Genomic DNA, 20,737 nt, shown 5'->3' on the forward strand with positions numbered 1-20,737 from the left:
AATTGCAGCAATAATTCCCGCCATTATAGTAGATTTAGCAATTGCTTTTTCATTTGTAACGCCTTTTTCTTTTATTGCGTTAATCACGATAACTCCAAATACGAGAGCTGCAAGAGCATCCATTGTTAAAAATCCTTCAGTAAACCCTTTAAAAAAAGGAGCCTTCTGATATAAATCAGTGGGGTTGGAAACTGAACCAATCGGTGAAGAAATTGCTTTAATAATAATAATACCAATCATACTCAATAATAGAGGAGTTAAATATTTCCCAATTCTATCTACTAATTTAGATGGATTTAAAGATAAATAAAATGTAATGCTAAAATAAACAAATGTATATAGGAGTAATATATACCAGTTATCTTGCATTGTTGCACTTAAGAAAGGGGCAATCGCCATTTCATATGAAACAGTTCCTGTACGAGGAATAGCGAAAAAAGGGCCGATTGCTAAATAAATGATAAGGGGGATAATAACGCCACATGTTGGGTGAATCCTGCTAGCAAGAGTACCAACATTTCCACCAAAAAGGGAAATAGCAGCGATAGCTAATAGGGGGAGACCGATACCGCTCACTAGAAATCCTAAAATAGATATCCATACATTTGTTCCAGATGAATATCCTAATAGTGGAGGGAATATCATATTACCTGCGCCAAAAAATATTGCAAAAAGCATAAATCCAATAGGTACTGTTTCCTTAAAGGTTAATGATTTTTTCATTGAGAACTCTCCTTTGTACTTTTTTGACGAAAAATGTCGAAAATTAGTTTTTTTCATTATAGCATTATTTTTTAGAAAATAAAGAAAAATAAATAGGTAAGTATTCCCTTTAAACTTCACCGAATTTTCCGAATTTTTTCTTCTAAAGCCTGTGCAAGTTGTAGCACTACGGTAGATAGGTAATGAATTCCGGTTTGGCGTAGCAAAATAGTTTTTCTTTTTATTTTGCCCCTCATATGATCAGTCTTATAAAGTATAATGATTGGTATATAAATGAAATTAGATAGCAATAACCATCCAGTGTTCTTGTTGTATTATCACCTTTTGTTGGTTGTGAAATACAGAAAAAATGTTTTTGATGATGATATGTCATACTATACAAAAGACATCTTTGTTCGACTATCTTAAAACTATAACATCACATTAGTTGAATGGAATCACGATGTAGACCATGTTCATATTTTATTCAAGGAACCCCCTAATACAGAAATGAAAAAATTCATTAATGCTTATAAAAGTGCAAGTTCTCGACTCATCAAAAGAGATTTTCCACAAGTAAAAAAGAAACTTTGAAAAAAGATGTTTTGGTTAAGAAGTATATTGAAAATCAATGTGAAAAGTAAGGTGAAATGTTATTACAAAACATAATAAAGCATATAAATTTCGTTTGTATCCAATATAAATCAATTTCATCGTACATCGAAAAACCGAAATCTGAATTTAGATTTCGGTTTTGTTTATATATAGAGCGAATGGCTTCAATGCCAATGGTCCTGTTCTTTGAACTACCCCCACTTTCACTTCGTTTAGAAGTGGGGGATTCCTAAGTAAAGAGTTCTATCGAACTCTAATTTATTAGGCTAGCTCCACAGTCCTTGCGGTTAGAAGCCTTATCGCTTCATTCTTTAGATTGATACTTGCGTTAATATCCCTATCATGGTGTGTACGACAAGAAGGGCAGTCCCATTTACGTAGGTTCAGATTTTTAACGTCTTTGTTTTGATATCCACAATAAGAACATAATTGGCTGGAAGCAAATGTTTTTGATACGACAATGACTTGTTTGCCATACCATTTTGCTTTATATTCCAACATGGTTCGAAACTGTGACCATGATACCTCACTAATCGCTTTTGCTAACTTATGATTCTTTAACATATTAGATACTTGCAAATCCTCTATACCAATAACATAGTGGTTTTTGATGATTTCAGTTGAGACTTTGTCCAAGTAATCTTTTCTAGCATTCGTCATGTATTCATGAATTCTAGCTACTTTTACTCGTTGTTTATTCCAGCAAGAAGATCCTTTCATTCTTCTAGAAAGAACACGCTGCGCTTTTGCCAACTTCTCTTCTAACGATCGAAAAAACTTCGGATTTTCATAGGGTGTTCCATCTGACAAAATGGCGAAATCTTTTAGTCCCACATCCATTCCAATGTAAGAATTTGTTTTCGGAAGTTCTTGCACTTCTGTTTCAACTAACAATGACACAAAGTATCTGCCAGAAGAATTCTGTCTAACCGTAGCATTTAAAATACGTCCCTTTACTTCACGACTTTTGGCAAATCGAACAAGACCTAGTTTTGGCAATTTCATTTAGTTTCCTACAACGGCAATGTTTTCATTTGTTTGTTTTGTGGTGTAAGATTGTACGTTGTTTTTCTTAGATTTAAAACGCGGGACACTGTTTGTTTTTTGAAAAAGCGTGTATACGCATCCGCAAGGTTGCGAACCGACGACTGAATCGCAATACTATCTACTTCTTTTAGCCAAACAAACTTTTTCTTCCTGGCAGGAAGTTTGCCAGAGCATGTACCATATGTCAAACCTTTCCCTGTCCCTTTGTATGCGTTATCCCATAGAGATAGAAAGTGATTGAATACAAAACGCGAACAACCAATCGTTTTATTGATTAGGGTTGCTTGTGCTTTATTTGGATAGATATGAAATTTATATGCTTTATTAATCATCATTCATTTCACCTCCATTTCGGTATGTATCTATTATACAACGAACATATATTCGTTAGGTAGTGAAGTAACAATTTATGTATGTCGAACAATTAAGATGGCTTCCTGCCATCCCTTGTCCGAAATCAATTCATCTCCCACCTACTCGCTTCGCGTTCCTTGAGGAAGGAGTCTTCTTGGCTAAAATGATAAAATTATTTAAATGTGTGATTGTACAGCAAAGCGTGCATCTCGAAGTTGAATATCTAACGTGTACTAATCTTTATTAATTGTACAATATAAATAACACTACACTCTTTAATTATTTTCCTTTAAACTCCCTCATCTGAGATTATCAATCCTTATTTATTCGAGTATTTATCCCGACTTATAAAACTTTGTAACAGAGCCTTTATTTTGAAGATGTATTTTAATTTGAAACGAGTTTCTTCCTATTTATAAGTATTGAAAATGATAACTTGTATAAGATTTCTGATAAAGTTAGAATTCGTGAGCACTACCTTCTTTTTTATTCTTTAAAAGAGAAGTAAATATAATCCTTTTTAATCCTTCGCTACGTGTATGTTTTATCAAGTAATTTGTACACATTGTGTAGTATTTGTATATAGTCACCTTTAATATAAGGGATATTGAAATGGTTTGTAAATAATTTGTAGAAAATTGTAGAAAAATTTTCATAATTACAAATGTAAATGTTTCCAAATGTAAATTCTATCTTGTTTTTTTTATTTTCATTCCTTAGTTTATTTAGTAGGAGTGAACAGATGCTCCTATTTTTTAATGAAACAGAATAAAGGAAATGGAAGATAAAATGGATTGTAACGTGTCAACATCCGTACACTTTTTCACTAAGTTTCCCCAAAATCTTAAGGAAAGTGAATATACGGTTGTTTCATACTATGTGGTTACCATACCAATACAAGTGATACAAAACTCCTTTTCGTTTTACAAAAGAAATAGTTGTGAGTTCTATATAAATGCCCTTTATATATCACTAGATTGATAGAACCTCATCCAAATTATCTTCCTTTCCTCTGTTTTATTTCACACCCTACAACTAACATACGCATGGGTACGTGACTTAAAAGTAAGCTATGTTATATATAATATGGTTGTATAACTACATAATAAGAGATTCTGGTGCAAATAGGACAAAAATGATTTAGTTGCTACCTAAATAGGCATGAGTAGGGTATTTGAGAGGAGAAGTTGGATGAGTTTTTCCTTAGAAATAGTAATTTACGCACCGATTGACTTGGTATTTGATTATGTGGATAGCGATGAAAAAATAAAAGAATGGAGTACATTAATAGTCGAAAACCGTTACCCGTCAAATGTAGATAAAACAAATCCTCGTATAGGGGATAGGTATGTAACTGTGCAAAAAATTGGAAAGAAAATATATGAACATGAAGTGGAATTATTAGAACACGATGCACCTTATATTGTTTCAGTTGGTGGCGAGATGAAACAAGGTTATTCGTTTTCAACCTATATGTTAGAAGAAGTTGAGGGCGGTACATTACTTACAGTTATCGTCGATTATGAACCTAGAAATCTCTTTTATAATATTATATATAAGTTAACAGGATGGATGTCACGAGGTTTATATATGCAGGAAATCGAGCGCTTAGCAGAGTGTGTGGAATCTTCGTATTATAGGAAAAAGTAGGTTCAAAGAAAAAAAGATTTGTATTGTATACAGGTCTTTTTATGTATTTAAGGACATAACCTGCAAGGGGTTCTGGTGCATGGGATAACGTTTTAAAGAGTGACGCGAAAGAGATTGCGACAGACAATCCATTTGGATATTCAGGATACATGTACCATAAAGAAATCGGGATGTATTACCTGATAACACGTTACTACAATCCTGATCACGTTGTATTCTTATCAATAGATCCAGATTGGTTCTGGTGCAAAGTTTAAAAACCATTCAGATTTATGAATTTAACATACAATTTATCATATATTATTGAACATTTATTCTAGATTATTACATGTTAATTCGTATTTTTTAGGGCATTAAAACTTTGCAACAGAACCAAATCACCTATTATAGGGAGTTGGTAAATTTAAATAAAGGTGTGGGAAGTTATGATTAACAGCTTTTATCTTTTAAAACCTAGAATGCTTAAGGGAGACATTTACTATAAGGTTTTTGTTACAGACGACTGTATATATTTTATAAAAATTGGTGGACAGTTTCATAGTCGACATGCTTATAAAAAACAGTTACCTGGTATTCTAGAGTTATTGTTATTGTTTTGGTTCAGAAAAATTGAAAAAAAACAATTAAACTTAGAAACTGAAATAGATGTAAAAATCCATACTGGGGATGTACATGAACTATTACAAATTAAGAATAATTTTTCAATTACAACAAAAATAATTAAAGAGATACTATTAAATAAACAAGGAACTTTCCATACAGTTTTTAATGACAATGGAACAATTTTATTTACGTTACAAAATGCTCAAAAACTAAAGTTCATCATTCCAAAAGAAACTGCATTTTCATCAATAGAAGAAGTTTTCCACCAATATCAGCATACAAAATCCATAAAAGAAGTATTTTAAAATATGGTATTTGGCTGGATCTGTTGCAAAGTTGAACAAAATATAGGGAATATTTTAGATTAGAGGTAGGATTTAAGCAACTGCTACTAATATTTGTAAGTCTTTGTACGTTGAAAAGATGGAGCCTGATTCCAGACTTCGTCTTCTCGGCATACCAGGAATTACAACAATTAATGATGATTGCTTAATTTCTATCCCTAATGTATCGGCCTATACATACCTTTTTCAAACTTTGCAACAGAACCATAAAACAGGAGGAATCTATGAAGTTCACAGGCATTATTCTACATGCAGACAAGAAAGGACGTATAGGTATCCCCAAACTAAGGAACATTATTGGCATGAAAGAAGAAACAGCCCCTATAGAATTTATTGTAATAGATGCAATGCTTATTCTACAACGGTATAGAGGAGCTTGTGCCATAACTGGAAAAATATCGAGACATAATATTTCATTGGCAAATGGGAAAATCAAAGTACATCCCAAGGAAGTGAGACAATTAATAAAAGATTTAAAAGAATATCTAGGAAAAAACCGATTAACATAATGGGCACTTCTGTTACTGGGGTCTTTCATCTGAAATCAGATAGTCTTTGTTCGTAAACTTTCTAACTAATAACTGGTTCTGTTGCTGCTAATTATTTTACAATCCAATCATTTATATACCTATAATAATGTGTTTGATTTGACATATAAATTGAAGGATTAGAGGAAGGTTTATAATTTGAAAAAGAATACATGGAAAAATTTAAAAGTATTTGTTATTTATTTTATTATAATAATAATATATAACACTTTATTCGATTACACTAAAAAATATGTAGAACTAAAAATGAATAATAATCTTTTGTCACAAGTACATTTAGCTATAGGTCGTACACTTTTAAGTTTGTTAATATTGTTTCTTCCAGATAAATTAGGTATTAAGATTCATTTTATTTCTAAAATTTTTATATACATCATTGCAATGATAACAGTTTTCTTCTTATTAGATATGTTTGATTTATTGGATTAATAGAGGGTTCTGTTGCAAAGTTTTGATGCCCTGAAAAATACTAATAACATGCACTAATGTGGAATAAATATTCATAAATTCGAACGATTTTTAAACTTTGCAACAGAACCTTATCGATTCTCACGAGAAGATCGGGTAATGTTAAGCCCGTATATAACGGAACATCTAAAACGTTTTGGCAATCATGTGATTGATTTACAAAACATTCCACAACCAATAGAAGAGAATACCCCTGTATAAAAGATAAATGAATCACATAATGAAAATGAAAGCCAGTCTATGATTCATTTTTATACGTATCTCGGCTGAACCCCAATATTCCAAAACAAAAAAATGTACATCTTCAGGTGAAAATGTACATTTTTTTGTTTTGGAGGCATTATAAAACTCTTAAATTGATGGATATCTATTGTTCCCCCTTTTATAGATAACAGCCTTTAAAAAAATGCATGTTATCTGCATTTAATCTTTACATGTATCTTTTATTATATAAGTATATTTAGAAGGTATTAAAAAATTTATAGACGATTAAGGAAAAAGAATTTTATCAATTTACCGGATACATTTACATTTTTAGGAGTTTTATAAAACTCACAATATTATTTTTGCTTTAACAAAGTCTATTAATTGTAAATATATTAACAGAATCAAGTTAAACCAATGGTTCGATCGAGGTAGTATATTTCTCGGCTGAGCCCTTACCAGAGGGGGATTTTTTTATGAACAAAAAAATGATTATATTTCCTATACTGATTTTTATAGGTATTACATCAGTTTATTTTTTATTGAGTCCAAAAGTCAAAGGAACAATGTATGAAGATACAGTATCGAAAAAAGTTATAGTAATAGATCCAGGACATGGAGGAAATGATCCTGGATCTATTGGACCAAATGGAACTAGAGAAAAAGATATAACTCTCAAAACGGCTAAAAACATTCAAAAAAAACTTGAGGAAAAAGGAATGACTGTAATTTTAACGCGTGAAGATGATACGTTTGTATCATTAAAAAATCGCGTAGCTATTAATCAAAATAAATCAGCAGATCTCTTTCTTAGTATTCATTATGATGGTTTCACAACTAATGATGTAAAAGGAGTAACGACCTACTATTACAAGGGAGTAAAGGAACAAGCATTAGCGAAAACAATACATGAACATTTATTCAAACAGATACAGGCAAAAAACAGAGGTGTAAAATCTGGTGATTACTATGTATTACGTGAAAATCAAAAACCATCCATTTTACTTGAGCTAGGTTATATTACAAATCCAGAAGATGAGCAACGAATGAATTCACAACAATTCCAAGCAGATGTAGCCTCTGGAATTGTTAATGGTGTTATAGAATACTTTAAAAAATAGTAGTCTAGTTAAATTAGACTATTAAACCAAAAATAAAATTCAGTATATAATTACAAATTCCAATTTTACTGAATAAATTTATTCAGTAAAAAATATATAACTAAAGGTTACTAGAAAGGACATACAAGAATGTTTACAAAAGGATTAAAAATAACGGTGATTATATCAATAGTCGCTTGTATCACACTAGGGATATTTATGTTTCAATTCTTTACATCACCTGCAAAAGGGGTAATGAACCAAGAAAATGCTGTTCAACTGGCAAGTGAGCAAATAAAAGTAGAAATAAGAAAAACAGCACCAGATAAATATAATGGTCAGGTTCGTAAAGTAGCATATTTAACATTTGATGATGGACCAAGTCAATTTCAAAAAGAAATCTTAGATATTTTAAAGAGTAATAATATAAAAGGAACTTTCTTTATGATTGGCGGAAATATCCCAGCTCATAAAGAAAGTGTAAAACGCTTAGTAAATGAAGGGCATTATCCAGGTGTTCACAGTATGACACACAGTTTTAAAAAGCTGTATACCCAAGGCGAATTTGTGGAAGAAATGCAACAAGCGCAAAATATCATGAAAGAAGTAACTGGAATTCATCCAAATCTTGTTCGTTGTCCATATGGAAGTATGCCCGGGCTTACACAGGCATTACGAGATAAAATGGTAAATGTCGGCATGAAAGAGTGGGATTGGACAATAGATTCTTTAGATTGGAAATTTCCAGGAAATCCAGATGCTGTTGTTCAAAAAACGATTTCTCAGGTTAGTGAAAATCGCGAAGTAATTTTAATGCATGAAAAATCACAGACAGTGCAGGCATTACAAAGAATTATTGATGACCTTCGTAATAAAGGTTATGAATTTGAAGTGTATGATGAAGCCTCTCATTTCCCATTAAATTTTTGGAAAGATGATCGTATCTAAGTAGGAGGAATTGCAGTTGATATATAGAAAACTAGCACTTATGACAGCCCTATCTGTAACCTTGTTGTCAGGCTGTTTAGGACAAAAACCAGAAGCAAATTTGTATGTAGCATTTGAAAGTGCTGCAAAACAAGAAAAGACAATGTTTGAAGCTACAAAAAAATTAGCGGAATTAGAAAAGAACGGACAAGAGTTATATACGAAAATTACAATTGAAGGAAAAGAAAATAATCAAGTAGTGAAAGAAAAGTTAGATCAAGCTATAACAAATATACATGACCGTGAAAAAATATTAGAGAAAGAAAAAACCGCCTTAGACAATGCACAAAAAGAAGTGAAGTCTGTTGATAACTATATAAAGAAATTAGCAGATAAGAGGTTACAAGAACAGGCAGAAGAAGTTCAAGATATGTATAGAAATCGCGCTGATTCTTTCAAAAAATTGTATGATAGCTATAAAAAATCATTACAATTAGAAGAAGAACTGTACAAAATGCTACAAGCAAAAGATGAAAAACTAAAATCAATTAATGAGAAAGTAAAAATGGTCAATCAGTCTTATGAACAAATTCTTTCAAATAAGGATAGGTTTAATAAATACACGAATGAGTATAACCAGAAGAAATTATCCTTTTATAAGCAAGCAAATATTAAAATTAAAGAAGTTCAAAAATAAACCGATTGTTAAAAGCAAAGTATATTTCTTTAAGAATTTTTTATAATTTAAACACAAAAGCCAAATCGCTCTTGTTTATCAAGAACGATTTGGCTTTTGTGCTCGCTAGTCATTTTAACTAAATTCAAGTTATGAAGTATTAGAAGCGATAGATGAAAAAGAAGCATTGTCCTTATATGAAGAAAACGAAGTTCATTTAGTTATTTTTACTATCATGTTACCAGAAACAGACAGTTGATCTGTTTACCAATGAATCTGTAATATTTCAAATATTCCTATCATTATATTGACAGCTCGCTTTGACGAAGCTAATACGTTACTCGGTATTAGTTAGGGATGCAACAAAACCTTATATTACCTCTATTTTTACTAGCAAGTACGAAACAACTATTCCATAGTCGGATTGTTTAAAAAAATTATTCAATTATATATTATCTTGTATAGGTATTCATGTACACCTCCTATTATCTATAGCCATAATAGAAGGAAAAGACATTAACTTTACTCATACGGAATTTGAAGTATTACATACCTAATACTAAATCAAAGTATATGCATTATGGGCATACAATTAATTACAAAAAATGGGTCTATGAATTTATTTGTCGATGAATGTATAATACTTTGCGGGTAAATCTAAGAGTGTTATAGCCATCGTTCGAGCCAGTTGTAAATTGGAGGATAAAGTATGAAAACAGGTATTGTATTAAAATTATTTATGTTAACCACAGTGTTGTGTATGTCGATCTTAGCAACCATTTTTGTTGGACAAACCATATTCTTCAAGCAATTTTATGCCAATAAAAAAGTGAATGATACCAAAACAAACATGAAATCTTTTGAAACAAATTATTTAAATAGCGGCGGAAATTCACAAGCCATTCAAAAGTTAGAACAAGATTTCTATCGAGAACATAATACATGGATTACAACATTAGATAGTAATGGGAATTTAAAGCATGTAAATGATTTTTATATAGAAGTAAAATTAGATCAGTCTAAAAATAAAGAAACTCAATTCGCAAATGCTACAATTACCATACCACTGTATAATTTTAAGGTTGCGAACGATCATTCGAGGAATATTTCAAATGAAACATTCCCTGTAGGAGAAACAGTTACTTTGGCGGGTATAAAAAAAATGCTACGTTCATTCCTTATTCTGTATTCTTTAAAACAGCAACTCCAAATTTGGTAAATACGACATTAGATAAAAAAATAAATGAACTTGGAGAAAAACTTAAAAGTAAATATAGTTCTAAAGAGTACTTTGAAAAACATAAATTTGAACATAAAAAAGAACTTGATGAACAAGTACCTCAAAAATATCTAGAAGGGGAAATTACAAAAGTTCAACTTACGGGTGGGAATGAACAATCGAATTTTGTTTATTCAAACAACTTATTCATGGAAAGAATACAAGAGTTTCAGGCAGACTTATTACTAAATGAACAAAATATTAACTATAATTCATTACAAGAAATCAATTATGAGCAGAATGATATAAAATATAAGCTCATAATAAAGCCGATAAAGGATAAGAGCGGTACAATAACATATATTTTTTCAATGACTTCATTGCAGCCAGTTGATGAAGCTGTACAAATGATAAAAGAGTATTATGTCTATATTATTATGTTTGTGTTGCTTCTTATTTTTCTAGCTTCTTTTTACTATTCAAAAAAGATTGCACGGCCCTTATTACAAATAAACAAGACAACCAAGAAAATTGCAAACTTAGATTTCACGGAAAGGGTTCCAGTCGTGACAAAAGATGAAATTGGTGATTTATCTCAAAATATTAATGTACTTTCAAATACATTACATTCACATATTGAGAAATTACACCGAGACATAGAGAAAGAAAAGCAATTAGAACATACAAGAAAAGAATTTATTTCAGGAGTATCACATGAGTTAAAGACACCTCTAAGTATTATGAAAAGTTGTATTTCTATTTTAAAAGATGGTGTTGCGAGTCATAAGAAAGAGTATTACTTTAAGGCAATGGAAAAAGAAGTAGATAAGATGGATATGTTGATTGTGGATATGCTTGAGTTAGCAAAATTTGAATCTGGTACGTATAAAATGCAGATGGATGTTTTTTATATTGACAAGGTCATTCAGCATATATGTGAACAATTATCTTTGAAAATAACAAAAAAGCAATTACATGTTCACACACATCTTTCTGCAATTAAGGTCATTGGAAATCAAAATCGTATGGAACAAGTAATCACCAACTTTATCACGAATGCTATTCGTTATACGCCAGAAAAAGAGGACATTATTATTTCTACAATAGATGAGCCAAGTCGCATAAAAGTTTGTATCGAAAATAAAGGTGCCCATATCGAAGAAGATCAATTAGATAAAATTTGGGATCGTTTTTACCGAGTTGATACAGCTCGTCAACGCTCACAAGGTGGAACGGGGCTTGGGCTTGCCATTTCAAAAAACATTTTAGAACTTCATGGGGCGGAGTATGGTGTATATAATACAGTTGATGGTGTATTGTTTTATTTCTATTTACAGAAAAAAGTGTAGAAATGAGGTTCTACACTTTTTTAAATTTATTTTGATAATTTCTTTACCTTCTCCTAAATATAAAGAGAATTGGTTTATTTATGTCTAAATGCACAAAATTTCCGAAGTGATATAGTGGATTCTGGTACGAAAAAATACTATTTTATTTAATACGTAGTTTTGTTTCAGCATCAAAGAAATGTACTTTGTTCATATTAAATACAAGTTGCATAGCTTCGCCTGTTTGATAATCATTACGTGTATCCAAACGTGCAATAAAGGATTGATTCTGTAACGTAGCATAAATCATTGATTCGGCTCCAAGTAATTCTGCCACTTCAATTTTTATATTTATAATATTATCAGGCAATGTTTTTAACATACTTGGACTATCATTTATATGTTCTGGGCGAATACCAAGAATTATGTTTTTATTTTCATAACCTTTTTCACGTAGTGCTTCTAATCCTCTTTCTGGAATACTTAGTTTGATATGGCCTAAAATAAATTTTCCATTTTCCACTTTCCCTGTAAAGAAATTCATGGCTGGTGAACCAATAAAACTACCAACAAATACGTTTTCAGGATATTCATATACTTCTTTTGGCGTACCAACTTGTTGTATCCGTCCGTCTTTCATAACCACAAGGCGCGTTGCCATTGTCATTGCCTCTGTTTGGTCATGCGTAACATAAATCGTGGTTGTTTGTAAGCGATGATGCAGTTTTGAAATTTCAGAGCGCATGGTAACACGTAGCTTTGCATCGAGATTTGATAGTGGTTCATCCATTAAAAATACTCTTGCATCACGTACAATCGCACGTCCTAAAGCAACACGTTGTCTCTGACCGCCAGATAACGCGTTTGGTTTCCGTTTTAAAAGTTCTTCTAATCCAAGAATTTTTGCTGCGTTGTGAACACGACGCTCAATTTCATCTTTTGGTAACTTACGAATTTTCAAACCAAATGCCATATTATCATACACGGTCATATGTGGATAGAGAGCATAATTTTGGAAAACCATTGCGATGTCACGATCCTTTGGTGATAAATCATTCACATATTTTTCGTCAATGTATAAATCTCCTTGTGAAATGTCCTCTAATCCAGCAATCATACGTAAAGTAGTTGACTTACCACATCCAGAAGGACCAACAAACACTATAAATTCTTTATCTTGAATATGAAGGTTAAAGTCATTCACGGCCATTATATTATTATCATATATTTTATAAATATTTTTTAATACTACCTCTGTCATGTTTTTACCTCCTCTAATACAAAAACTATATATATTTTTATCATTTTTGTTTTCTCTGAATTTTTAAAGCTATAACCTCCAAATTTTTGTATACATGTTGAACCTCAAACGTACAATATTACTTGAGAAACTCTATCGGTTAGATTTTTAAGAGCCAGTATATATTTCAAGCTATGAGACAGATATAGGAAATCGAAAAGGTTCCTTAGGCTCAAGAAGTAGAATAAGAGAAACTGTCGTTCAATTTTGTGCAGTTTCTCTTATTTGTCATGAGTTTCTATGAAACAATATCCTTGTTGTCACCATATATGCCATAGTTTATTGAGTTTTAGGATTTCCGTACTTCATCTCTAACATTTTGTGGAAATCATCAATTTTCTTTTCATCAATTTCCTTTACATAAGTGTTGAACTCTTCAAGAGTATAATCCTTACTTCTTCCAGTAGACAGTTCTTTAAATAAAACCTCTTTACTATCTGGATTCACATAAAACTTCCATTGTTCTAACATAGTTCCTTCAAACGTCACATCATAGTATCCTTCCTCATTTTTATTTGTTGAATTTGGCTTTATAACTTTCACTGTTAATGACTTTGAGTATTTTTCTTCTAATTGAAAGAAAGTTTTTAGTTTAGGGACCGAGTTAAACAATCCTTCAACAATTTCTTGATCTTCTTTTGAAAGTGTATCTTCTATAGAGAGTTTGGTTTCCTCAACTGATGATTCCTTGTTCTCTGCACTCTTATCTTGATCTTCTTTTGAAAGTTCAACAGATGATTCTTTTTTCTCTGCACTCTTATCTTGATCTTCTTTTGAAAGTTCAACAGATGATTCTTTTTTCTCTGCACTCTTATCTTGATCTTCTTTTGAAAGTTCAACAGATGATTCTTTTTTCTCTGCACTCGTATTTTGAGCAACAGATTTCACCGAATTCTCATCACCTTTGTTACTACATGCAACCATACCAGTTAGTAGTATAGCGCTACCTAACATCAGAATCATTTTATTCCTCTTCAATTCTAATCACCCTTTATTAATTATTTTTATTAATTGCTACTACGTGACGTGAAATATATACAGCTTATTCGTTTATATATGTCGTCACTCGGTTTTGAATCAATGCCGCTACATCCTTAGCTGATTTTTGACCACTAAAGTAAGACTTGGACTCCTCAGCAATAATGGATTCAATTTTAGTATTCTGTGGGCCCTGGACGCTTATTTCAGCAACCATTTTCTCTAATTCCTGTATATCACTCTCGGTAACGTTAATAGAACCAGCTGGACCCTCAAGTTCTCCTTTTTCCTTCAGTGTTTTGATTTGTTGTTCATACACAGCTCTATTAATTGGAAATGCATTCCCTTTACTTTGGACCTCATCAGACATTAAAAACTTAAGAAAATTCCATGCTTCCTTTTTGACCGGAGATTTCGCATTTAAACCTACTGTTTTGTTCGGCGTAAAAGCAACTCCATTTTTTTGTCCAGCTATATGTGGTTTTTGATATACTTTTGTTCCTTTTATACCCAATACAGTTCCCGTATTAAAATAGTCTTCTATTGACATAATCATTGGTAGACGGACAAAATATGCTTCTCCTAAGTTCACAGAATCTGCAGTGGCTATTTTCTCGTCATACATCTTCTTTACGTCTTCCAACATTTGTACAAATAAATCAGACTGGAACTTTGCTTTTCCACTTACTGTATCTACTAACTGAGCGTAATGATCTTGCACTAGAAATTGTAGCATTTGTTCCGGAGGAGTATTTCCAATAACATGTTTATGTGTTCCTTTGCTTGCTAATTCTGTTCCGATGTTTGTGAACTCACTCCAAGTCCACTCTTTGTCATTCACTTTTACTCCAGACTGTTGTATTGCAATATCGTCTCCAAGTAGTCCACTTAACCAAAAATATAATGGAATACCGTAAAGTTTTCCGTTTGTCTCCGAATTTTCTAAAATTTTATTGAAATATTGATTTTTATTAAAAGATTTATCCTGTTCCATCATTTCACTTAAGTCTGTAAGCAAGCCCTTTTTCCCATATTTGTCCGCAGGTAAACCGTCTAGTACGATTACATCGGATCCTTTACCCGCTAAAAATTCTGTATTCACCTTACTAATTATTTTCTCTGCGGAGGTCTCGTCTGTCGTTGATCCACTTTTATCTGATCCATTTTCCGGAAAAGCCCCTTTTATCTGGATGTCAATGTTAGGATTCTTTTGCTCATATAGTTTCTCTGCCTGTTTTAGAGACTCAGTCTCACCTAAAGTCGACACTTCGATTATCGTTTTTCCATCTTTTGTTTTTCTTTCTCCTTTGCTATCACTATTTCCGCATGCTGCTACGAAACTGATTGATAGACTTGCTACTAGCATCATACAAACCTTTTTCATTTTAAATTCTCTCCTTATTTTTGCTGTTTTATCTTTACTCGTTCTCCTTTTTTCAAAGGTTCACTAGTCTGTAAAACAATTTGATCCTTCTCATATACTCCTTCTAATACTACTGTTTCTTGTCCATTGGATTCACCAATAGTAATAGGAGACTCTTCTATATAAAAGGCATTACCTAAAGGTCCTTTTTTTTCTTCTACTGTATAGACAAATGTTCTCTGTCCTGCCTTCTTAATCACCTGATTTGGTATAACCACGCCTTTAGTCAATTGTTTAGTCAGCGTAGCTTCTACCTGCTCCCCTTTTTTCAGTTCTTCTCCTTGTACTTTTACAAGAATACGTTTCTGTGATTGTGGAGTTGCTGGTGTTTGTTCAAATTGCTGTTCATCTTTTGGTTCACCTTTTTGTTCATCTTGCTGTTTACCTTGTTCCTGCGGTCTCTGATTTTCATGACTTTCTATATTTTTAATCTCTATAAGTTCACCTTCTAAGGATTTAGCATTTCCTTTCAAATCAATCTTTTCTCCAACCTTCAAGTGCGTAGCCAAATCAGCAGGTACTTGTAATTCAACTTTAAAGCCTTTACTCTCATCAAAGAGAATTACATCTCCTTCATCTTTCGTAGAAGGTTGATCTTTCTTTGCATTTATTTTTGTAACAACTCCATCGAAAGGGGCAATCAGCTTCTTGCTCATTTCTAATTCTTCTTTTAAATTTTTAATTTTTCTTTCATGCGTACTAATCTCAATTTTTTTGCTCTCCACAGCTGTTTTGAGACTTTGTAAACTTGTCTCACTTATCCCCCCATTTGGTTGATCATTTGGTTTGTTTTCTTGTTGATTTTTTTTGGCTTCATTATAATTTGCTTGAGCGTCATTCAGTGCTAACTTTTGAATTTGAAGAGTTGCTTCTTCATCAAGAATCTCTTGTTCACTCTTTTTACTATCGTATATCACTAATACTTGATTTTTTTTGACACGGTCTCCTTCCTTTACATGTACCTCCTTCACTTTCGCCTCTACGCTACTTGTACTTAACCTTGCTTCTTCCTGTGGCTGTAATTCGCTATTACCTGTAAACGTTTGTTTAAGCTCACTATTTTTTGGCTTCTCTGTAATTACCTTTGGCAAATTCCAATTCGCTAGCGTATTGCTAAAGAGTGTAAGGATAATTAAAAGCCCTATAAATACACTGGAAATGATTTTAATATTTCGTTTTTTCCTTGTAACGTCTTGTTCAATTCTATGATCCATTGTGTTCCCTCCTAAAATCTTTCCGAAGGAAAGTTTACATTGTAAGTCCTCATTATTCCTTCACACCTGATAACTGAATTCCCTTAATAAAATAGGACTGCGCATATAAAAATAAAAGTACCATTGGGGTCATGTACAGGATAGAAGCAGAAAATCCAACCCCTCGTGCCTCTGTGTTAATTTTTGATAAATAAAGCGATAATGGATGTTTTGCCTCATCATTTAGAAAAATAAGTGGCTGTTCGACCATATTCCAATAATCTGCAAATAATAAGACAATAAGAGCAGCAATTCCAGGACGAATAAGAGGAAGAATAATCTTAAAAAAGATTGTAATATGGCCAGCTCCATCCATCTTAGCTGCCTCTATATACACATCAGGAATATGCAACATGAACTGCCGGAGCATAAATACACCGAATGCTCCAAAGATTCCTGGAAGAATAATAGACGCTATACTATTCAAGATTCCCAGTTTATTCGCCATGATATAATTCGGTACTAACGTAACCTGAAATGGCATGAGCATTGTCAACAGATAAACGATAAACAACTTGTCCCTTCCTCGAAATTGAATCTTAGCAAAGACATAGGCTGCAAACGCTGCAACGATTACTTGACCTACTATTATTGGCACAACCATGAATGCTGAGTTCCAAAACATTTTTAAAAATGTCGGATTTTTCACTAATACTGTTCCATACTGTTCAAATGACACTAAATCTGGGATTAATTTCAAGTTAATAAACGATGTATCCTTTTCCACTTTTCCAATAGAATCATAATTGTATCCAATCTCATGCTCAGTCATAAATGAATTGGTCAACGTAAATACGATTGGAAACAGCATCATGATCGCTAATATCGTCAAAAATAGGGTTAACATCCATTTACGAAACACATTTTCTTTTTTCATCTGCTCTTCCCACCTAATTCATAAACTTTCGAAAACGACGTTCTATTGCAAACAATACGAATACAATGATAGAAATAACCCCCACCATCAACGTGGCAGCCGCTGTCAACTTTTGAATATCGAGCGACACGAACATATTGTTCATATAATGCTGCATCATGTACAAACTGTCATGTGGATAACTTCCTGCAATCAGGTATGTTTCCCGAAAGACTTTAAACGAATTGATAATCGACATTAATATGACAAAAAACATTGTTGGTGTTAAATAAATGAGTGTAATATTTAAAAATGTATGTATACGACCTGCACCTTCAATTTTTGCAGTTTCATAATATTCTTTGGGGATATTCTGTAAAGCTGCTAAAAATAAAATAATATTGTATCCGATATTTTTCCATAGATATACGATTGACAAGACAACAATTGCCCAATTTGATTTCATCCAATCAATTCGTTCAAACTCCATGTTGTGCATCCATACGTTAAACGTGCCATTCCAATCGAATAAAATTTGCCAGAGCATGACAATAGAAGCCACAGGAACGACAAGGGGTAATACAAACGCGCTTCTTAACCAATTTTGAATATATATATTTTGATTCAAACAAAGTGCCAGTAATAAGGAGATAATGATTAAGAGCGGTACACTCACTGCGGTAAACCAAAACGTATTCGTTGCTGCTTTGAGAAAAGAAGAACTGCCCAGCAGTTCTTTATAATTGGCTAAACCGACAAAAGAACCATCAGTTGTGCCATCCATTAACGAATAGATCATTCCCATTACAAATGGAATCAGATAAAAAATTGAAAAACCAATTGCACTTGGTAGAAGAAAAAGAAGTGCTATACTTGTATCCTTTTGCATCAATTTCCGAAATTTTATTGGAGATTTGTTTGTTTTATCTTGAAGTTTATTTAATGGTTGACGGCTGTGATCAGAAAATACATTCCAAATATATGATCGAATTTTGTTTATTTTCATAAGTAGATACCTCCTTTTTATGAGTCTATTTTTTAAATACATCTTACAAGTATATAGTCTAGTAGACAGAGATGAAGATGAAATGCAGATAAGATAAAGAAAGAAAAAAAGGATATTAGTTCTGATGTTCATAAAACGAGATAAAAAAGCAAACATAAAATCCCCTCATGAAATCATATGGTAAAATCAAGCTGCTAATAGATACGTTTTATATAAATTTAGTCAGGCTGACTTCTTGAACAGTATCCCTTTTTAATAAAAAGGTTCAGTTTTGTTGTTGGAGCAATCAGCACAACATGTCATCAAGCAAAAACTTAAAATCTTCTTACATAAAACAAAAAAGAGTCCAATTGATTCAGGACTCTTTTTCTTATTCTCGAAAGTAAATTTTATATATTCATAAACAAAGCATATCTAATGTAAGAAGGTTCACTTTCCATACAGACTTTAAACTCCCCTTCTATTAAAATAACGATTTTGTATATCTCGCTATAATTTACTATTTTTAGAAGATTTAGAAAAATTTACTCAATGTTTTTTCTGAATACTCATGATATTATTTAGTTGCTGATGTTCACCATCCCAAGAACTCGGCAATCGCATACATAGCCCCCACTCTCGTTATATAGAGAGTAGGGGGTTTTTATTTATAGAATTACGCTGGTTCTGTTGCAAAGTTTCTTAACAGATAAAACGTCGGTATGATTGCAGATGGATTTTATGCAATCGTTAGTAATTGTTTTACGTCGAAAAAACGAAGTTTGGTTGTTGCAAACTTCGTTTTCGTTTATATAGAGCAGGAACGGTTTCAATACCTTTCAAGGTACGTGAAGCATGACGAATACTTTGAAATCCTGCGGATTTGGCAAAACGCCTTTTTACATGTCTATGGTCTTGTTCGATGAGATTGTTGGTTCCGTTGCAAAATTTCTCATCTCATTTGATATTAAAAAACTTTGCAACAGAACCCTTTTTATTTTATCTTGTACCAGTACCCTTATTTACTACAGGTTTTTAAACCTAACGTATACGTTGTTCTGTTTTAATATCGAAAAAATGTGCTTTTGACATATTAATTGCTAATTGAACTTTTTCACCAGTTTTAAATTCAGTACGCGTATCGAGACGCGCAATAAAATTTTGATTTGCAATTTCTCCATAAATCATCCATTCTGCACCTAATAATTCTGCTACATCAATTGTAACCTGAATAGTTGAACCTGGAGATGCCTTAACAACTACAAGCTCATCATGAATGTCTTCCGGTCGGATTCCCAATATAACTTCTTTTCCATCATATTCTTGAGTATTTAAAATGTTCAGTTTCCCTTCTGGAACTTTCAAACTAATATCTTGCATAATAAAATATCCATTTTGCAAGGTTCCTTTAAAAAAATTCATTGCTGGTGAACCAATAAAACTACCAACAAACATACTTTGAGGATTATTATATACATCTTTAGGTGTACCTACTTGCTGAATTACTCCATCTTTCATAACAACAAGACGTGTTGCCATTGTCATTGCCTCTGTTTGGTCATGAGTTACATAAATAGTTGTTGTTTGTAAGCGATGATGTAGCTTCGAGATTTCTGAACGCATCAAAACACGTAGTTTTGCATCTAAATTTGATAAAGGTTCATCCAATAAAAATACTTTTGCATCACGTACAATTGCACGACCTAACGCAACACGTTGCCGTTGCCCTCCTGATAATGCTTTGGGCTTCCTTTTTAAATATTCTTCTAAACCGAGGATTTTTGCCGCTTCATTCACACGATGTTCAATCTCACCTTTGGGAACCTTACGCATTTTCAACCCAAAAGCCATATTATCAAACACCGTCAGATGAGGATATAATGCGTAATTTTGGAATACCATTGCAATGTCACGGTCTTTTGGTGGTACGTCATTCATTCGTTCCCCATCAATGTAAAAATTACCTTTTGAAATTTCTTCTAATCCAGCTATCATCCGTAGTGTTGTTGATTTCCCGCAACCGGATGGACCAACAAATACAATAAATTCTTTATCTTTAATATGAAGGTTAAAGTCATTCACGGCCATTATGTTATTGTCATAAATTTTATATATATTTTCAAGCACTATTTCTGCCATGTTCTTTCCTCCTCATTA

General features: G+C 32.4%; 15 protein-coding genes and 5 pseudogenes. 10 read left to right on the plus strand and 10 right to left on the minus strand.

Annotated elements, in window-relative coordinates; all coding sequences use genetic code 11:
• Nucleotides 1–723: branched-chain amino acid transport system II carrier protein (gene brnQ, locus ACP6L7_RS09015; RefSeq protein WP_430529027.1), on the minus strand; the 723-nt coding region annotated here is incomplete at its 3' end.
• Nucleotides 724–996: 273 nt separating this feature from the next.
• On the opposite strand from brnQ, the pseudogene tnpA reads away from it, so the two are divergent.
• Nucleotides 997–1,293: pseudogene (gene tnpA, locus ACP6L7_RS09020) on the plus strand (IS200/IS605 family transposase); the annotation flags it as partial.
• A 285-nt stretch (nucleotides 1,294–1,578) separates the two neighbouring features.
• Here the strand turns inward: tnpA and tnpB are convergent.
• Nucleotides 1,579–2,699, minus strand: a pseudogene (gene tnpB, locus ACP6L7_RS09025) (IS200/IS605 family element RNA-guided endonuclease TnpB).
• A gap of 1,210 nt (nucleotides 2,700–3,909) precedes the next feature.
• Here tnpB and ACP6L7_RS09030 point away from each other — a divergent pair.
• The 9 genes and pseudogenes from ACP6L7_RS09030 (at nucleotide 3,910) to ACP6L7_RS09070 (ending at nucleotide 11,806) form a co-directional block, all read left to right on the plus strand.
• Nucleotides 3,910–4,368 carry an SRPBCC family protein gene (locus ACP6L7_RS09030; RefSeq protein ID WP_430529028.1) on the plus strand — a complete coding sequence of 153 codons (459 nt, stop codon included), beginning with the start codon at nucleotides 3,910–3,912 and terminating at the stop codon, nucleotides 4,366–4,368.
• 98 nt (nucleotides 4,369–4,466) lie between these two features.
• Nucleotides 4,467–4,625: pseudogene (locus tag ACP6L7_RS09035) on the plus strand (RHS repeat-associated core domain-containing protein); the annotation flags it as partial.
• A 168-nt stretch (nucleotides 4,626–4,793) separates the two neighbouring features.
• Nucleotides 4,794–5,276, plus strand: coding sequence for a hypothetical protein (locus ACP6L7_RS09040; RefSeq protein WP_430529029.1), 483 nt, complete (start codon nucleotides 4,794–4,796; stop codon nucleotides 5,274–5,276).
• Between the two features lie 263 nt (nucleotides 5,277–5,539).
• Nucleotides 5,540–5,824: an AbrB family transcriptional regulator gene (locus tag ACP6L7_RS09045; RefSeq protein WP_430529030.1), complete on the plus strand. Its 285-nt coding sequence runs from the start codon at nucleotides 5,540–5,542 to the stop codon at nucleotides 5,822–5,824.
• A gap of 177 nt (nucleotides 5,825–6,001) precedes the next feature.
• A complete protein-coding gene (locus ACP6L7_RS09050) occupies nucleotides 6,002–6,292 on the plus strand; it encodes a hypothetical protein (RefSeq protein WP_430529031.1) in 291 nt (96 codons plus the stop codon).
• Between the two features lie 719 nt (nucleotides 6,293–7,011).
• Nucleotides 7,012–7,656 carry an N-acetylmuramoyl-L-alanine amidase family protein gene (locus tag ACP6L7_RS09055; protein WP_430529032.1) on the plus strand — a complete coding sequence of 215 codons (645 nt, stop codon included), beginning with the start codon at nucleotides 7,012–7,014 and terminating at the stop codon, nucleotides 7,654–7,656.
• A gap of 129 nt (nucleotides 7,657–7,785) precedes the next feature.
• Nucleotides 7,786–8,583, plus strand: a complete 798-nt coding sequence (locus tag ACP6L7_RS09060) for a peptidoglycan-N-acetylglucosamine deacetylase (RefSeq protein WP_430529033.1) — start codon at nucleotides 7,786–7,788, stop codon at nucleotides 8,581–8,583.
• A gap of 40 nt (nucleotides 8,584–8,623) precedes the next feature.
• Entirely contained in the window at nucleotides 8,624–9,259 is a 636-nt protein-coding gene (locus tag ACP6L7_RS09065) for a YkyA family protein (RefSeq protein WP_149214146.1), read from the plus strand.
• A 688-nt stretch (nucleotides 9,260–9,947) separates the two neighbouring features.
• Nucleotides 9,948–11,806 (plus strand): annotated as a pseudogene (locus ACP6L7_RS09070) (sensor histidine kinase).
• Nucleotides 11,807–11,948: 142 nt separating this feature from the next.
• Here ACP6L7_RS09070 and ACP6L7_RS09075 read toward each other — a convergent pair.
• The 8 genes and pseudogenes from ACP6L7_RS09075 to ACP6L7_RS09110 all read right to left on the minus strand — a co-directional run bounded on the left by ACP6L7_RS09075 (nucleotide 11,949) and on the right by ACP6L7_RS09110 (nucleotide 20,719).
• Entirely contained in the window at nucleotides 11,949–13,046 is a 1,098-nt protein-coding gene (locus ACP6L7_RS09075) for an ABC transporter ATP-binding protein (protein WP_430529034.1), read from the minus strand.
• Nucleotides 13,047–13,364: 318 nt separating this feature from the next.
• Nucleotides 13,365–14,048: a hypothetical protein gene (locus ACP6L7_RS09080; protein ID WP_430529035.1), complete on the minus strand. Its 684-nt coding sequence runs from the start codon at nucleotides 14,046–14,048 to the stop codon at nucleotides 13,365–13,367.
• Between the two features lie 79 nt (nucleotides 14,049–14,127).
• Nucleotides 14,128–15,447 (minus strand): ABC transporter substrate-binding protein, encoded by a 1,320-nt coding sequence (locus ACP6L7_RS09085; protein WP_430529036.1) that lies wholly within the window; start codon nucleotides 15,445–15,447, stop codon nucleotides 14,128–14,130.
• A 14-nt stretch (nucleotides 15,448–15,461) separates the two neighbouring features.
• A complete protein-coding gene (locus tag ACP6L7_RS09090) occupies nucleotides 15,462–16,700 on the minus strand; it encodes an efflux RND transporter periplasmic adaptor subunit (RefSeq protein WP_430529037.1) in 1,239 nt (412 codons plus the stop codon).
• Nucleotides 16,701–16,752: 52 nt separating this feature from the next.
• Entirely contained in the window at nucleotides 16,753–17,616 is an 864-nt protein-coding gene (locus tag ACP6L7_RS09095) for a carbohydrate ABC transporter permease (protein WP_430529038.1), read from the minus strand.
• 13 nt (nucleotides 17,617–17,629) lie between these two features.
• Nucleotides 17,630–18,601: a carbohydrate ABC transporter permease gene (locus ACP6L7_RS09100; protein WP_430529039.1), complete on the minus strand. Its 972-nt coding sequence runs from the start codon at nucleotides 18,599–18,601 to the stop codon at nucleotides 17,630–17,632.
• Nucleotides 18,602–19,342: 741 nt separating this feature from the next.
• Nucleotides 19,343–19,513 (minus strand): annotated as a pseudogene (locus ACP6L7_RS09105) (DDE-type integrase/transposase/recombinase); the annotation flags it as partial.
• A 108-nt stretch (nucleotides 19,514–19,621) separates the two neighbouring features.
• Entirely contained in the window at nucleotides 19,622–20,719 is a 1,098-nt protein-coding gene (locus tag ACP6L7_RS09110; protein WP_430529040.1) for an ABC transporter ATP-binding protein, read from the minus strand.
• Between the last annotated feature and the right edge of the window lie 18 nt (nucleotides 20,720–20,737).

It is taken from the genome of Bacillus silvicola (genome assembly GCF_050524305.1).
Taxonomy (GTDB): Bacteria; Bacillota; Bacilli; order Bacillales; family Bacillaceae_G; genus Bacillus_A; species Bacillus_A cereus_AT.

Bases quoted from the DNA above. Each gene is read 5' to 3' on its own strand.
- ACP6L7_RS09065 (WP_149214146.1), top strand. From the start codon at position 8,624: ATGACAGCCCTATCTGTAACCTTGTTGTCAGGCTGTTTAGGACAAAAA.
- ACP6L7_RS09060 (WP_430529033.1), top strand. From the start codon at position 7,786: ATGTTTACAAAAGGATTAAAAATAACGGTGATTATATCAATAGTCGCT.
- ACP6L7_RS09110 (WP_430529040.1), bottom strand. From the start codon at position 20,719: ATGGCAGAAATAGTGCTTGAAAATATATATAAAATTTATGACAATAAC.
- ACP6L7_RS09080 (WP_430529035.1), bottom strand. From the start codon at position 14,048: ATGATTCTGATGTTAGGTAGCGCTATACTACTAACTGGTATGGTTGCA.
- ACP6L7_RS09075 (WP_430529034.1), bottom strand. From the start codon at position 13,046: ATGACAGAGGTAGTATTAAAAAATATTTATAAAATATATGATAATAAT.
- ACP6L7_RS09090 (WP_430529037.1), bottom strand. From the start codon at position 16,700: ATGGATCATAGAATTGAACAAGACGTTACAAGGAAAAAACGAAATATT.
- ACP6L7_RS09085 (WP_430529036.1), bottom strand. From the start codon at position 15,447: ATGAAAAAGGTTTGTATGATGCTAGTAGCAAGTCTATCAATCAGTTTC.
- ACP6L7_RS09055 (WP_430529032.1), top strand. From the start codon at position 7,012: ATGAACAAAAAAATGATTATATTTCCTATACTGATTTTTATAGGTATT.
- ACP6L7_RS09100 (WP_430529039.1), bottom strand. From the start codon at position 18,601: ATGAAAATAAACAAAATTCGATCATATATTTGGAATGTATTTTCTGAT.
- ACP6L7_RS09095 (WP_430529038.1), bottom strand. From the start codon at position 17,616: ATGAAAAAAGAAAATGTGTTTCGTAAATGGATGTTAACCCTATTTTTG.
- ACP6L7_RS09045 (WP_430529030.1), top strand. From the start codon at position 5,540: ATGAAGTTCACAGGCATTATTCTACATGCAGACAAGAAAGGACGTATA.
- ACP6L7_RS09030 (WP_430529028.1), top strand. From the start codon at position 3,910: ATGAGTTTTTCCTTAGAAATAGTAATTTACGCACCGATTGACTTGGTA.
- ACP6L7_RS09040 (WP_430529029.1), top strand. From the start codon at position 4,794: ATGATTAACAGCTTTTATCTTTTAAAACCTAGAATGCTTAAGGGAGAC.